10 protein-coding genes are annotated in these 14,382 nt (G+C 57.3%); 3 read left to right on the forward strand and 7 right to left on the reverse strand.

The window, feature by feature from the left end; translation table 11 throughout:
- Positions 1–141 precede the first annotated feature (141 nt).
- On the forward strand, positions 142–3,363 hold the full coding sequence (locus tag JTM80_RS14485; RefSeq protein WP_205369675.1) for a GAF domain-containing protein: 3,222 nt from the start codon (positions 142–144) through the stop codon (positions 3,361–3,363).
- Between the two features lie 111 nt (positions 3,364–3,474).
- On the opposite strand, the gene JTM80_RS23505 is transcribed toward JTM80_RS14485, so the two are convergent.
- The gene (locus JTM80_RS23505) at positions 3,475–4,107 is read right to left on the reverse strand and encodes a CP12 domain-containing protein (protein ID WP_172357197.1); all 633 of its coding nucleotides are present in this window, start codon (positions 4,105–4,107) and stop codon (positions 3,475–3,477) included.
- 273 nt (positions 4,108–4,380) lie between these two features.
- Here JTM80_RS23505 and JTM80_RS14495 point away from each other — a divergent pair, with 273 nt between their 5' ends.
- A complete protein-coding gene (locus JTM80_RS14495; RefSeq protein WP_172357195.1) occupies positions 4,381–4,566 on the forward strand; it encodes a hypothetical protein in 186 nt (61 codons plus the stop codon).
- A 7-nt stretch (positions 4,567–4,573) separates the two neighbouring features.
- Here the strand turns inward: JTM80_RS14495 and cphA are convergent, their stop codons facing one another.
- Positions 4,574–7,306: a cyanophycin synthetase gene (cphA, locus tag JTM80_RS14500; RefSeq protein ID WP_172357193.1), complete on the reverse strand. Its 2,733-nt coding sequence runs from the start codon at positions 7,304–7,306 to the stop codon at positions 4,574–4,576.
- Between the two features lie 353 nt (positions 7,307–7,659).
- Positions 7,660–8,505, reverse strand: coding sequence for a cyanophycinase (locus tag JTM80_RS14505; protein ID WP_371321940.1), 846 nt, complete (start codon positions 8,503–8,505; stop codon positions 7,660–7,662).
- A gap of 769 nt (positions 8,506–9,274) precedes the next feature.
- Between JTM80_RS14505 and trmD the strand changes: the two genes are divergently transcribed.
- Positions 9,275–9,988, forward strand: coding sequence for a tRNA (guanosine(37)-N1)-methyltransferase TrmD (gene trmD, locus JTM80_RS14510; protein WP_172357192.1), 714 nt, complete (start codon positions 9,275–9,277; stop codon positions 9,986–9,988).
- 118 nt (positions 9,989–10,106) lie between these two features.
- Here trmD and JTM80_RS14515 read toward each other — a convergent pair whose 3' ends face one another.
- The 4 genes from JTM80_RS14515 to sigC all read right to left on the reverse strand — a co-directional run bounded on the left by JTM80_RS14515 (position 10,107) and on the right by sigC (position 14,088).
- The gene (locus JTM80_RS14515; RefSeq protein ID WP_172353196.1) at positions 10,107–10,253 is read right to left on the reverse strand and encodes a hypothetical protein; all 147 of its coding nucleotides are present in this window, start codon (positions 10,251–10,253) and stop codon (positions 10,107–10,109) included.
- Between the two features lie 155 nt (positions 10,254–10,408).
- Complete coding sequence (locus JTM80_RS14520; RefSeq protein WP_172357190.1) at positions 10,409–10,882, reverse strand: SRPBCC family protein; 474 nt, start codon at positions 10,880–10,882, stop codon at positions 10,409–10,411.
- Between the two features lie 14 nt (positions 10,883–10,896).
- A complete protein-coding gene (locus JTM80_RS14525) occupies positions 10,897–12,306 on the reverse strand; it encodes a GTP-binding protein (protein ID WP_225906867.1) in 1,410 nt (469 codons plus the stop codon).
- A 519-nt stretch (positions 12,307–12,825) separates the two neighbouring features.
- Entirely contained in the window at positions 12,826–14,088 is a 1,263-nt protein-coding gene (gene sigC / locus JTM80_RS14530; protein ID WP_172357186.1) for an RNA polymerase sigma factor SigC, read from the reverse strand.
- Positions 14,089–14,382 lie beyond the last annotated feature (294 nt).

A 14,382-nucleotide genomic window follows, 5' to 3' on the forward strand; every position in this document is an offset into this window, starting at 1 on the left:
AGAAACCATCCAAAGTCCAGAAAACTGATCGCAAGTGTATGAGTCTAGTACTGAGCTGAGTCAAAAGTTTTCCGTCGCTTCACAGGTTCGCAGCCCGTCGCCTATCCGCCCCTCATTTCTCTTGCTTTCCGTGCCACAACTATGCCAGTTCCCGACTTTGCTACGCTCGATGTGCTGCGTCAGTACAACATTTTAGACAGCACGCCCGAAGAGGGGTTTGATGGGCTGGCGCGGTTGGCAGCGCAGTTAGGAGGCGTGTCGGTGGGGCTGATCGCCTTTTTGCGAGGCGACAGTTCGGCGCTGGCAGGCGAAGACCGCTATTGGCTGAAGGCGCTGACGGGCTGGCCCGAAAACACGCCCTGCCATCCGCTGGTGTGCCTGGACAGCACGCTGGCCGCCGAAGACGGTCTGCTGGTGATAGACTTGCAGCAGGATGAGCGGTTTGTATTTGAGCCGATCACCGTGGGTACGCCTGCGGTACGTTTCTATGCTGGCGTGCCGCTGCTGAGTCCGGCGGGGGCGGCGCTGGGCGTACTGGCGGTGATGGGCTGGGAGCCGGGAAATCCATCGGAAGGGCTGATGGACGGCTTGCGGCTGCTGGCGCGACAGGTCATTGCTCAACTTGAGCTACGGCGGCGCACGGCGGCTCTGACAGAGGCGATTGCCCAGCACCACGCCGCCGAAACCGAGCAAAAGCTGCTGTTTTCCCTATCGGCCCATCTGGCCTGCGTGATGGGCGCAGACGGCTACCTCAAGCGGCTCAACCCCGCCTGGCGCAAGCTGCTGGGCTATACCGCAGCAGAACTCATGGCCAAGCCGTTCCTAGAATTTATCCATCCCGACGACTGGGAAATCACCCTCAACCACATTCAAAAAGTCGTCGCCAAAGGGAAGAAAGTCACCTTTCAAAACCGATGCCGCCACCGCGACGGCAGCTATCATCGGCTCCAGTGGCGCATTGGGCCGCTGCAAGACCGCCAGCTCTTGTGCGCCACTGCCAGCGAAGTTTCGGCAGATGCGCCGCTCGATCCCAAACCGCCGCAGTACGACTTGCTTTCTGACCTGGCCTTCGCGCTAAATCAGCACTCCATCGCCGCCGTTACCGACCCTCAGGGCAAGATCCTCTACGCCAACGATAAATTCTGCGAAATCTCCTGGTATTCTCGCGAGGAGCTAATCGGGCAAGATCATCGGCTGATTAGCTCTGGCTATCACTCGCGGGAGTTTTTCCGGGATATGTGGCAGACCATATCCTCTGGCAATGTGTGGCGCGGCGAAATTTGCAACCGGGCTAAGAACAATATCCTCTACTGGGTGGATACGACCATCGTGCCGATTCTCGATGAGACAGGCAAGCCTCAGCGTTATATCGCCCTGCGAACGGACATCACGGAGCGCAAAGAAGCAGAGCAGGAACTCAAAGCGCGATCGCACTTGGCGGAACTGGGCGCGGCCGTCGGCGTAACCCTATCCCAGGGCGGCACTGTTATTGACATCCTGAAGCGCTGCACGGCCCAACTCGTGCAGTATCTCGACGCGCACTCGGCCTACGTGTGGACGCTTAATCCCGAAACGCGGCTGCTAGAGCTACAAGCCAGCACAGGCGGTTACTCTTGCCCCAAGGAGTTTCAAAACCGCATTCCCATTGGCATTTCGGTGATTGGCTACGCTGCCCAAACGCGGCAGCCCTACCTCACCGACAACGTGCTAAATGATATGTGTATCGGCTCCAAAGACTGGCTGGAGCAAGAGCGCATAGTTGGCTTTGCGGCTTACCCGCTGGTCACAGAGGATCGCTTAATCGGGGTCATGGCGCTGTTTAGCCATCTGCCCTTTGCCCAAACGGTGCATAAAACCCTGGGCTGGATTTCCAACAGTCTCGCCGTTGCCATCGACCGGACGCTGGCGCGAGAGGAGTTGCTGAGTCGGCGGGAGGCGCTGCTGTTTCGCCTGGCCAGCCAGATTCGCGCGTCGCTGGATCTGGAGGCGATCTTGGAAACAACGGTGAGTGAGGTGTGGTCGCTGCTCCAAGTGGATCGCTGCCAGTTTCTCTGGTGTCGCTCGACGCTGGAGGCAACGCGGCTGGAGATTACTCACGAAGCCCGCAATCCGGCGCTGCTCAGCCTGCTGGGCGACTATCCGCTGGGGCCGGGGCGGGTGCTGGGTGAAAAGGTGCTGAATCTGGAAATGGTGCGGATTGCCGACGGGCGGCCCGGAGCGGTGGAACCGGGCTTGCTAGAGGTGCTGAACCGGGCCGATGCGGTGGCTCATCTGCTGATGCCCCTAGAGACGCGATCGCACAAGTTGGGGGCGATCGCCTGCTACCACAGCAGCCCCCGCGCCTGGACAGACAGCGAGGTGGAACTGCTGCAAGCCGTTGCCGACCAGGTGGCGATCGCCATTGACCAAGCGGAGTTGTATGCCCACAGCCGAGAAGCGGCGATCGCCGCCGAAGCCCAAGCCGCCCAGCTCAGCCAGACATTGCAGCACCTCCAGCAGACCCAGGCGCACCTGATCCAGTCCGAAAAAATGTCCAGCCTGGGGCAGATGGTGGCGGGCATTGCCCACGAAATCAACAATCCGGTGAATTTCATCAATGGCAATTTGGTTCACGCCAACAACTACACCAAAGACCTGCTGCATCTGTTGAATCTGTATCAAAATCACATCCCCGATCCGCCGGATGAGGTGGCTCAGGCGCTCCAGTCGATCGACCTAGACTTTATTGCCGACGATCTGCCCAAGCTGATGACCTCGATGAAAATTGGCGCAGACCGGATTCGTCAGATTGTGCTGTCGCTGCGAAACTTTTCTCGGCTCGACGAAGCAGAGAAAAAGCCCGTGGATATTCACGAAGGCATTGACAGCACGCTGTTGATCCTGCAAAATCGCCTAAAAAATCACGCCGAAGGAACAGGAATTGACGTTGAAAAAGAATACGGATCGCTGCCCAAAGTGGAATGCTATGCGGGTCAGTTAAACCAGGTGTTTATGAACATTCTGGTGAACGCGATCGACGCGCTAGAAGAGTGCCCCCCGCCACGCCGGATTACCATCTCGACCGAGTTTGTGCCGCAGCCCGCGATCGCCCTCGCACCGCCCGCCGAACCCGCACCCTCTCAGTCGCCAGAGCCAACTGGCTGCGTTGTCATTCGCATTGCCGACAACGGCCCGGGCATCTCTGCCGAAACGCGCGATCGCCTGTTTGATCCGTTCTTTACCACCAAGCCCGTTGGCAAAGGCACAGGGCTAGGGCTGTCCATCAGCTACCAGATTGTCGTGCAGCGTCACGGCGGCAGTCTGGAATGCGAATCGGAAGTGGGCAAGGGCACAACGTTTATCATTCGGATCCCGCTGATCTGAGATTTTGGTAGGACTCACGCAGTTGGACGATTTCTCGCGGGCACAGCCCGCGAGAAATCGTCCAAAACCCAGCAAACTTATCGCAAGTGCGTAAGTCCGTACGAATTCCAATTACGAATCATACATTCGCGCTTCGGGTGCGTCGGGGTTCTCTTCGCAGTATTGCTCAAAGGCAGACTTGCCGCCTGTGATATCGCCGTAGGTGCGATTGGCTTTTTGGTGGGCGGCTTCGGCTCGCAATTCTTCCACAATGTCCCACGCCGCAGCGCAGTCTGGCGAGTCGATGCCTTTGGCGGCGCAGACCTGTCGGGCATGGGCGATCGCCTCTTGCAGTTGGTTTTCCAGCAGCACGGCCTTGGGCTGTTCCACAAAGTCGCCCTTGGTCAGGATGTCGTTCAGCGTAATCAGCCCCAGCAGCCCGCCCTGAATCACCGGAGCGCTGTGAATGCCCGTATTGGCAAATAGCCGCGCAACATATTCCACACCCAGATCAGGATTCACCACGATGCAGGGCTTGGTCATAATTTCAAACACGCGCACCCGCGCTGGGTCGAGGCCGTAGGCGACGACTTTGTACACCACGTCCGTTTCAGTCACAATGCCATAGGCATCCTGGCTGTGGCGCAGTTCCACAATCAGCGTCCGGGTCGCCTTTTCCTTCATCAGCTTGACGGCTTCATAGACCGTGGCTGAGCCGCGAATGGTCGCTACTTCTTTGGACATTACCTCAGACGCTTTCAACATAATTCTTTCCTGATGAGAAACCCTAGAGAAACCTAAATGTTGCCAATTATTGCCAAATGCTACCAACGATTGCTTAAATACCCAAATCTCAGCCTGCAAGTTGAGCCAGCACTATCCTCACACAGTTTGCCTCTGACTGCTTAACACGATTCTCAAAAGGCTCGAACCCTATACTCATCCAAAGAGCAGCTTCAAGGCGGCATTAAGCGGCATTAAAGTGGCATTTTTTGCAGCATTTCTAAGCAGCACTTTCAGAAGGCGGAGGGAAACCCAATGACGATCGCCAATCCCGTCGTCAAACCGATTAGTCAGCTTAAACTGGCACCAGGGAGCATGGCAACCCTGAGAAATGTAACCTGGCGATTGCAGCGACGCAATTGGGAACTGTTGGGGTCTACCACGTTTAAGCGGGAAGAAGACTGGCTCAAGCAGACTGGCTCAAGCAGCGCTGAATCCTAACCCCAGCCTATCCCTCTGCCACAGAGGGCACAAACTCTTCAAAGCCCGTCTCGAAGGGATTGTCTTCCAACCTTGGCGGCTCTGGTGGGGCTTCGGGGGTGGGCTGGAGCGTGGTCGCCTCCGAAATGGGTCGGCGGGCATCGATCAGGCTCATGGCACGGCTAACGCTCTCCGGCAGAATCACCACTAGCGCATCCTTGGGGGCCTGATCCAGCGCCGTATTAATGGCTTCGGTTTCGTCCAGAATCACGTCATATTTCAGATCTGGCTGGATTTGCCGAATACCTTCTTCGATAAACGCAGCTGCGCTGCCCCGCGCTCGTCCACGGGTGTCGTTGTCTTCTTTGATGTAAATCCGGTCGAAAATGGCAGCCGAGAGCCGACCGAGGGTAATGAAGTCCTCATCGCGGCGATCGCCCGGTCCGCCAATCACCCCGATCCGCTCCCCGTTCCAGTTCCGCACAAAGCCGCCCAGCGCCTCATAGCTGTGGGGATTGTGGGCATAGTCCAACAGGACATGAAACTCACCCAGATTAAACAGATTCATGCGGCCGGGAGTCTGGCTGGCAGAGGCCTGGAAGGTGGCAAGCCCCTGCCGAATGGCCTCGACCGGAACGCCCTGGGCAAAGGCCGCCAGCGAAGCCGCCAGCGCATTGGCAATCATAAACGGCGCACGGCCGCCCATCGTCAGGGGCACGCTGGCCGCCTCCATCAGCCGCAGCGCCCAGTCGCCTTTCACCAGCGTCAGGTAGCCGTTTTCATAAATTGCCGCCAGTCCACCCTGAGCGACGTGGTTTTGCACCGTGGGATTGTCCGGGTTCATGGCAAAGTAGGCCACCTGCGACTTGACGCGGCCAGCCATCGCCGCCACCAGCGGGTCATCCGCATTCAGCACAGCATAGCCGCCCACCCCGACGCTTTCTGCCACGACGCTCTTAAGGTGTGCCAGTTGCTCCACCGTATCGATATCGCCAATACCCAAATGGTCGGCCGCCACATTCAGCACCACGCCCACATCGCACTGGTTAAAGCCCAGCCCAGAGCGCAAAATCCCGCCCCGCGCCGTTTCCAGCACCGCGACTTGCACCGTTGGATCTTGCAAAATCACCTGGGCGCTTTGGGGCCCTGTGGTGTCGCCCTTTTCCACTAGATAGTCGCCAATGTAGATGCCGTCGGTGGTAGTGTAGCCGACGATTTGCCCCGTTTGCTTGAAAATATGGGCGGTCAGGCGATTGGTGGTGGTTTTACCATTGGTGCCCGTCACCGCCACAATGGGCACACGGCCGGGCGTTCCGGGCGGAAACAGCATGTCGATGATGGCTTCGCCCACGTTGCGCGGCGTACCCTCGCTGGGTGAGAAGTGCATCCGCAGGCCCGGCGCGGCGTTGACTTCTACAATTACGCCATCCACCTCGCGCATGGGTTTAGAAATGTCGGGGGTTACCACGTCCAATCCGGCAATGTCCAGCCCGATGATTTTGGCGGCGCGTTCGGCAATCCAGCGGTTTTCAGGGTGGATGTCGTCCGTGCGATCGATGGCGATGCCGCCTGTGCTAAGGTTTGCGGTCGCCTTCAAGTAGCACACTTGCCCCATCGGCAGCACTGTATCCAGGTCATAGCCCTGGCGCTCCAGCATTTGAAAGGCAGCGCGATCTAGCTCGATCTGGGTCAACACGTTGTCGTGTCCTGTCCCCCGGCGGGGGTCGCGGTTGGTTTCGTCCACCAGTTCAGCAATGGTGGAGCGACCGTTGCCAACGACGTGAGCAGGGACGCGCTCTGCCACTGCCACCACTTTGCCACCGACGAGCAAGATCCGGTGATCGCGCCCGCGATAGAAGCGCTCGACAATTACTGCATGGGATTTTGAGGCAGCTTGGGCAGCATCGTAGGCTTCCTCGGCTTCTGCCATTGAGTTAATGTCGATGGTGATGCCGCGGCCATGGTTGCCGTCTAGCGGCTTGATGACGATGGGGAACCCGCCCACGTCTTCGATGGCTTGCTCCAGTTCATCCAGGTAGTAAATCGTGGTGCCACGAGGAACCGGAACACCCGCTTCGGCCAGCAGCCGCTTCGTCCCTTCCTTGTCGCTGGCTAGCTCTACGCCCAAAATGCCCGTGCCGCTGCTGAGGCTGGCCTGGATACGTTTCTGATATTCGCCGTAGCCAAGCTGGATGAGCGATCGCGTGCTGAGTGGCATCCAGGGAATCCCCCGCGCCTCGGCCGCGGCGACGATATGCTCGGTACTGGGGCCGAGCGCCGCTTCCATCGCCAGTTCTCGCAGGTCGTTCAGGTCTTGCTCCAGTTCTTCAACGGGATAGCGACCTGTGTCTACGATGCTCTGGCAAAGGCGAACCGCCGCCCGCGCTGCGTAGCGACCCGCCTGCTCGTTTTTGTACTCAATCACAACTTGGTAAACACCGGGAGTCGAGGTCTCGCGGGTGCGCCCAAAGCCGACGGTCATCCCGGCCAGCGTTTGCAATTCCAGCGCGACGTGTTCCACGATATGCCCCATCATGGTGCCTTCCTGGACGCGGCTGAGGAACCCGCCCCGGCAGCCAGGTGAGCAGTAGTGTTCGACCAAGCTGGGCAGGAGGGATACCAACCCGTCGTAAAATCCAGGGATTTCGTTAGACGGGCGATCGCTCAGGTCTTCGAGGTCGAGCCGGATGATCACCAGCTTCGGGTATCGAATGCTCCAGTAGTTGGGGCCTCGCAACGTCTGAGTCTTGAGAATCTTCATAGCGCTGGGATTCCAGGATAGAGTGCGGCTTTAGAAGCACGATAGTCTAGTGTCAAGCGGGACAACAATGACAAACTGTATTGTTTGAAACAGTTTTAGGTTTGTTTTGGAACTGCCTGCCATCACCCCGTTGCCTGAATCCTGACGCATTTTCGTCCCCTACGCAATGAACCGCAGGACATTTTTGTGAGTAATTACTCATTGGGTTACTCATTGGGATAGACCCGGAGATCAACCCGGGGAGCAATCTTGAGGACGGGCGATCGCCCCCGATAGGCCACTAACGGAACCCCGATGAGCTAATCATCAGCCACCGATGGCTATCAATCTCCTATCGATTTCCTACCGATCTCCTACCGATTCAAGACGACGCGCTTGTAGAAATCAAAGCGATCGCCATGACTAAGGATATGCACCCGCAAATTGTGGATGCTCAGGGGATCGTCCGTGCCCGCGTCGGGCTGGTTGGTAAAGGAAATCTGACCTGGGTCGATCACCGTCACCGTGCCTTTGCCAATCACCTCAAAGGTGCCATTGCCCTGAAACATGGCGCAGGTATCCTCGTCGATGCCAATGCCTAGCTTTTCGGGATAGGCGGCGATCGCACTCATCAGCCGCGCCATCCGATTGCGATTGTGAAAATGCTGATCCACCAGCACTTCAGGAATAATGTTGAGTCCGGTCGTTAGATCTACCAGCGACCGATTCGGCGGCTCCCCGCTACCGCCACCCGCAATCATGTGCTGCCCCATTACGGCTGCCCCAGCGCTCGTGCCCGCCAGCGTAATTTCGCCCAGTTGAGCGCGAATTCTCACCTTTTCCATGATGGGCGTATCCGACAGCAGCCCGCATAGCCGCAACTGGTCGCCCCCGGTCATAAACACGCCCGTACAGTCTTCCAGAAACGCCTGCCATTCAGGATGGCTCCCCTGATCCCGATCTTGGATGTCGAAAATGGCAATATCCTTTGCGCCCATGTCTTCAAAAATCTCGCGGTAGCGGCTGCCGATCACCCCCGGCTCCCGCGAAGCCGAAGGAATGATGGCAATCCGCGCATCCGCACCGCGAGATCGATGAAAAAACGTGCGGAGAATTTCACGACCGTGGACTTTGTCTTCGGCACCGCCGATGACCATAACCGCTGTTTCTGTAGACTGGGGCATCCGTTGACGCTGGAGGGTAGGATCAGATTGGAACATCCGCTCTGAAAGCGGACGGCGCGACACTAGCCGTTCTAATAATTTGCCAAGCCCGTGTTGAGTGTTACTCATTACTCAAGAGTGAAGGTTGCTGGCGAGTGGGGACTCAGGGAAAAACAGCAGGAAAATCTTCTACCGTGCAGTAAATATGCAGCAAGTATGCAGCGAAATCAGCGGTCAAGGCATGAACCCTCGGATAAATCGCCAAAAGACGAGCGATGGTGCTTGCAATCTCGCAAGCGCAATCTCGCAGGCGCAATCTCGCATACATCGCCGACTCTGCTTTATCCTGATAAAGTTCAGTCGAATAGAATTTAGATTCGACAAGTTAAATCACGGGATGTGCAACTTCCAATTTGCCCTCATCCCCCAACCCCTTCTCCCATGTCGGGAGAAGGGGAGCAAGAGAGGCTTGAAGTCCCTCTCCCTCTCTGGGAGAGGGATTTAGGGTGAGGGAGATCGGCAAAGTCGCACATTGCGATTAAATCAGCAAATCTAATGGGAGTAGGTCTAGAGTCTAAGCGTAATTATTTAACCATACTCTCAAGCCTTTAACGGTAGTTTTTGTGCGAACCCTATCCTAGCTTCATTACATTCCCCCTTGAGCATAGGTGCAAAAACCTATCGCCTTTTACGACCACCAACCCCCCAAAGCCTCCAGAAACCACTCCGAAAACTATTCCAAAGAACAATACTCCAAAGCAGCCGCCCCCCCTTCCAGCCCTCTTCTCTCTTCGTTCTTCCCTCTTCGTTCTTCCCTCTTTCCCTCGTGCGCTTCGACCTAATCACCCTGTTTCCCGATTTCTTTTCCTCTCCCCTGCAATCCGGACTGCTGGGCAAAGCGCTGGCAAACCAGATCGCGGAGGTGCATCTGACCAATCCCCGCGATTTCACTACCGACAAGCATCACAAGGTCGATGACGAACCCTATGGCGGCGGCGTGGGGATGTTGATGAAGCCGGAGCCGATCTTTGCAGCGGTGGAGTCGCTGCCCGTGCTACCCCGACGGGAGGTGCTGCTCATGACTCCGCAGGGGGAGCCGATGTGCCAGCGGATGTTTCAGGAGTTTTCCAGCAGCCGGGATCAACTGGTCATTATCTGTGGACACTACGAGGGCGTAGACGAGCGCGTGCTGCATCTGGTGACGCGGGAAGTGTCGCTGGGGGACTTTGTATTGACCTGTGGCGAAATTCCGGCGCTGGCGCTGCTAAATGGCGTGATTCGCCTGCTGCCGGGGACGGTGGGAAAAGTCGAGTCGCTGAAGCTGGAAAGCTTTGAGGATGGGCTGCTGGACTATCCCCAATACACTCGTCCGGCGGAGTTTCGCGGGTGGCGCGTGCCCGATGTGCTGCTGTCGGGAAACCACCAGGCGATCGCCCACTGGCGGCACGAACAGCAGCTCGAGCGCACGCAGAAACGCCGCCCCGACCTTTGGCAGGCATGGCAGGAGCGGCAAAAGTCTTTCCCCAAAGAGCCTGATTAGGAGACTGCACCGGAAAATTACCTCGTTGGGCAATAGTCGGGATTGAGCAATAGCTCAGGTCAGCTCAAGTTTTGGTTTCCCGTTTTGCTTGAATTTAGACTCAAATTGCAGCTAAAACTCAGGACGGGCTGTAGTGATCAATCATTAAGGCAGCCAAAACTGCAAAGGCTGTAATACTGAGGGCGATCGCCGGATGTTGCCCCTGGCTAATGGCAAATGTGGTCACGGCTCCTGCGCCCAGCGTCGCAGTTAGAACCGCGCTCAACCAATCTTTTTTCGTGTTCTTATCGTACATTGAGCTAAACCGAGCGAAAGTTTTTGATGGTGTTATTCGATACTCATCAAACTATCACCCAGGTCGGAAATTCCCCGTTGAAGGCTGGGAATCTGTAATCAAGGTTTAGTTTTGCATACGTTTCTTCACTTTTTGGGCGCGGTTTGTGAGCTATTGTAAAGCGCTTCTGCCACGCGCTTTAGCCGCCGCAACTGCGCCTGCATATCCTGCCGAGTCCACTCCGCCGCAAACGTATTAAACCCATAGCGGATGACGGGGTTGGGAATGCGAAACTCAAAGCGATTGATCAGCGTCGTGCCCGTAGAAGTCGGTTGACACTCCCAGCGATCGCGCCCCTGAAAGAATCCCCTAAACTCCCACACGATCAGCCCTGGCTCCCGCTCGACCACCGTGCTGTAGAGCGCAGGTTGCGCCAGCGGCGTTTGAATCAGAAATCGGCTCTTGCTGCCTAGCTCTGTACTCCAAACACCCACAGGCTCACAGCGCAGCGCCGGATTGAGCCAGCGATGCATCAACTCCAGGTCTATAAGACACTGCTCGACCGCTGTTGCGCTGGCGCTGATCTGAATAGATTGCTCAAAGATCTGAAAATCAGCCATTCTCCCCATCCCTTCTATCGCTGCTCCAACTTAGCCTGCAATTCGTCCTTAATTCGGCTCAGAATGGAGGCTTCGTCAAGAGAGTCAAGAATTTCGCTGACGACGGTTTTTAGCCCGGTGGGCCCCCAGGATGCGCCGTTGGCGAGGTAGGTTTTGGTGAGCTGGCCAATGACGTAGGTAGACACTCCTGCGACCCCTGCCTGGGCGATCGCCACGGAGGCATAGGGCAACACCGACGCGCCCCCAGTAGCTGGAGCCGCGGCACCCAGCAGGCTTTTCAGCGAACCCAGTCCCAGCGTCAGCAGCAGGTCGCTGGCCGTCACGCCGCCTAGCCCAATTGCCATTTTTTGCAGCAGCATGAGGGCGTTTTGCTGGGTCATGGGGATGCCGTAGAGCCGTGACAGGGTGACAATCAGGGCAATTTCAATCACTGCGCCGCCCAGCAGATCCAGCACGGTAATCGGGTTCAGGGCGATCGCCACGGCCTTGGTCATCACGCCCTGCCAGATCAGGTCATCGGCGCTGCGATCGCGGATTTCGAGCTTGCGCTGCAACAGGCGATCGCTCACATCGTCGGCATAGAGCATCGTATTCAGCGCCACCAGCGACTTGCCCTCGCGGTGCAAAATCTCCAAAATTTTCAGCTTCAGGTCGTCTATCTGGGGCTTTCCGGCTTCTCGGCGCACCACAAGCTGGCCATCAGGCTGACGCACGGCCGTCGTCGTCATCGGCGAAGCCGCCGCCATGACGATTTCGTCCGGCGACAGCAGTTCTCGCACGCGCTGGTCGCGGATGGTCTGATAAATTGCTTGACGATCGGCATCGGGATACTGATCCACCTTGTTGAACACCAGCAGCATCGGCTTAGCCGCCTGCCGCAGCGCCGACAACGCCTCATATTCCACGCGGGTAATATCGCCCGATACAACGAACAGGATTAGATCCGCCTGTTTGGCAATCTGCTGTGCCAGTTGTTCGCGCCCCTCGCCGTCTACTTCGTCGATGCCCGGTGTGTCGATCAGCTCTACCTGCGACTGGCCCGTTCCCGGCAGCGACACCCGCAGAACCTCCTGAGCGCTTCCGGCGATCGCCTCCTGCCGAATTTCCCAGTTCGCCGCCTGCACCGCCTGCGTGATGCCATGCACCGGCCCCGTTTCAAACACCGACTGCCCCAGCAGCGCATTCAGCAGCGACGACTTGCCCCGCCCCACCATGCCAAACACCGCAATTTGCACCACCATGCGGTCGAGCTTTTGCAGCAGGGTTTGCAGGCTGGTTAGCTCTGTTTCCAAACCCGATCGCTCTCGCGGGGTCAGATCTAGCCCATTCACCAGATCCCGCAGCGCGTCCTGCGCCTGACAGTAGGTTAGATCTGCCTGGATCTCGCGAAAACTGGCGATCGCCTCGTCCAGTTCTTGATCCAGGGCGGGGTCAAAGGGCGATCGCTCGGCAGCGTCCTGAGCCGGGTTTGTAGGAAGGGTTCTAGGATGGGGACTGCCTGAACGGTCTGACCTGTCCTTACGATCTGCCAATCTCAAACTCCTGCAATGATCCAGCCAACAATTCAAGACTATGACCCAGCCCCATTGCCCTCTCAGATCCGCCTCAAACAGCAGCTTTACAAGTTAGCTACAAGTAGCCACAAGTTGGCACACAAGTTAGCCACAAGTTGGCACAGCAAGGGGCATGGAATTGGGTTACGAAGCGCCTCATCGCGCCTGCTCGATGTCTTGCCCGATATCCTGCTCTATGTCTAATCCTAGCGATTTCCCAAGCTGCCGTAGAAGACGGACTGACAAGCGCTTTAGATACCTTCTCCAAATCCAGTCACATTCTCTACAAAATGCGGACTATAAAACGCGAAAGTGCATCCAACTAGGTCAGATGCACTGTTCAATGGTTTGGACTGACGGTTGGACTAGCTGTTGAACTAGCTGATCGCGCTACGACAGCGCTTCCAGATAGTCGCGGACGCGGTTGCGACGCTTGGGCTGACGCAGCTTTTGCAACGCCTTCGCCTCGATCTGGCGCACCCGCTCACGAGACAGATCCAGCGCCCGGCCAATTTCCGCCAGAGAATAGGGCTGTCCGTCGCCCAGTCCAAAGCGCATCTGAATTACGTCGCGCTCGCGGCTGGTAAGGTCGGTGAGCAACTGCTGCAAATCGCGGATCAGAGATTCCCGCATCAGCAGTTCCTCTGGCGATGCGCCTTCGGTTTCCAGCAGGTCGCCCAGTTCCGTGTCGCGCTCCTTGCCCACTTTGGTTTCCAGAGACACAGCGCGGGGAACACGCTGCAACACCTCGCGTACCTGGGGCGCGGTCATGTCGAGTTCGGCAGCGATGTCTTCGTAGGTGGCGGTGCGGCCCTTCTCCTGAGAGACTTTGCGCTGCGCTTTCTTGATTTTGTTGAGCTTTTCGGTGATGTGGACGGGCAGGCGGATAATTCGGCTTTGGGTGGCGATCGCCCGCGTGATGCCCTGCCGAATCCACCAGTAGGCATAGGTGCTGAAGCGATAACCCTTCGTCGGGTCAAATTTCTCCACTGCTCGCTCCAGACCCAGCGTGCCCTCTTGAATCAGATCCAGCAATTCCAGCCCGCGATTCTGATACTTCTTGGCCACCGACACCACTAGGCGCAGGTTGGCCTTGATCATGTGATCCTTGGCAGCCAGCCCTTCCGATTGCACCAGTTCCAATTCCTCCACCGGACGCTGCACCAGTTCTGCCCAGCGGCGCTTGCCCTGTGCCAGCAGCGGCTTCAGTTCTGTCACGGCGATCCCCGCCGCCTCGGCCCAGCGCTCTAGCGAGGGACGATGCCCCAGCATGGATGCCAGCCGATCCTGAGTTTCCATAATTTGCAGGTAGTGCTGGAGCGCTTGGTCGCCCTGTTCGGCTGCTTTGTGGCAAGCCTCTAGCAAAGACATATAGCGCTGCACCTTTTGAGCTTCCGAGACTTCTTCATCGCGCCCCAGGAGCCGCACCCGCCCAATTTCCTGGAGGTAGAGTCGCACCAAGTCAGTCGTGCGCCGCGCGGTGGCGTTTTTGCCGATTGCACCCGCCCCATACTCCATTTCCAGGCTTGCCAAATCCTCGCTCAGTTGCGCTTCTAAATCGTCATCTTGAGCGTTGACAGCGCCAGTTTGAAGCTCAAAGCTATTCGAGGAGTCGTTGTAGTCCGCCTCAGCGGAGAAAGATCTTGCTGGCATAGTACTCGTCTCAGTTGCTCCAGGTAACAAGGGGCTTCTTTCACTGCTTACCGATAGTGTTCCCGGTATTCAGGACTAATTCATCAGGACTGAAAAAGAATATTCAGGTTCCATCCAAGCGTTTGAGCGTCGCGGCTAGCAAAGACTTCCAGTCCTCTGCACAAAGCGATGCCAACTAACCCTGCGACTAGAGTCGAGTGCCACATCCGAAAGGGGGAAACTTGCGGAGGAGTGGACGGGTGGCAGATCGCGGCAGGCGCTTGGGCTAAGGCAATGGATTCAGTCAACAGTCCA

The organism is Thermoleptolyngbya sp. PKUAC-SCTB121, assembly GCF_016919485.1.
Taxonomy (GTDB): Bacteria; Cyanobacteriota; Cyanobacteriia; order Elainellales; family Elainellaceae; genus Thermoleptolyngbya; species Thermoleptolyngbya sichuanensis.

Bases quoted from the DNA above. Each gene is read 5' to 3' on its own strand.
- JTM80_RS14485 (WP_205369675.1), top strand. From the start codon at position 142: ATGCCAGTTCCCGACTTTGCTACGCTCGATGTGCTGCGTCAGTACAAC.
- JTM80_RS23505 (WP_172357197.1), bottom strand. From the start codon at position 4,107: ATGTTGAAAGCGTCTGAGGTAATGTCCAAAGAAGTAGCGACCATTCGC.
- JTM80_RS14495 (WP_172357195.1), top strand. From the start codon at position 4,381: ATGACGATCGCCAATCCCGTCGTCAAACCGATTAGTCAGCTTAAACTG.
- cphA (WP_172357193.1), bottom strand. From the start codon at position 7,306: ATGAAGATTCTCAAGACTCAGACGTTGCGAGGCCCCAACTACTGGAGC.
- JTM80_RS14505 (WP_371321940.1), bottom strand. From the start codon at position 8,505: ATGTTCCAATCTGATCCTACCCTCCAGCGTCAACGGATGCCCCAGTCT.
- JTM80_RS14520 (WP_172357190.1), bottom strand. From the start codon at position 10,882: ATGGCTGATTTTCAGATCTTTGAGCAATCTATTCAGATCAGCGCCAGC.
- sigC (WP_172357186.1), bottom strand. From the start codon at position 14,088: ATGCCAGCAAGATCTTTCTCCGCTGAGGCGGACTACAACGACTCCTCG.